This window comes from Pseudomonas sp. 2822-15 (genome assembly GCF_002742515.1).
Taxonomy (GTDB): Bacteria; Pseudomonadota; Gammaproteobacteria; order Pseudomonadales; family Pseudomonadaceae; genus Aquipseudomonas; species Aquipseudomonas salomonii.
Map to the genome: position 1 here is coordinate 1 of NZ_LJRY01000293.1, position 274 is coordinate 274.

General features: G+C 35.0%; 1 protein-coding gene. It reads left to right on the top strand.

From position 1 onward, the window contains the following. A partial coding sequence (locus tag AOA59_RS32495) for a hypothetical protein (protein WP_218212222.1) occupies positions 1-274 on the top strand: 274 nt, incomplete at both ends.

A 274-nucleotide genomic window follows, 5' to 3' on the forward strand; every position in this document is an offset into this window, starting at 1 on the left:
CTTTTTAATTGCTCGCACAGTGAATAGAAAAAGGATTTATCGTGACCATAAACCTCTTGAAGCAATGAAAGAATTAAACTGGTCTTATCAAAACCATTTAGATGAGGCATTAAGAAAAGAGAGGTTACAAGATTATTCATTAGCAACTAGACATTTGTTTTTAGCCTTACTCTTGTATTTTCATGATGTGAAATGGCTCGAAGCACGAATCTGGAAAACGAATTGGGAGTATTATGAGGAGTTAAAGCAAGTGAATGAGGAAAGTGCTGAGTTC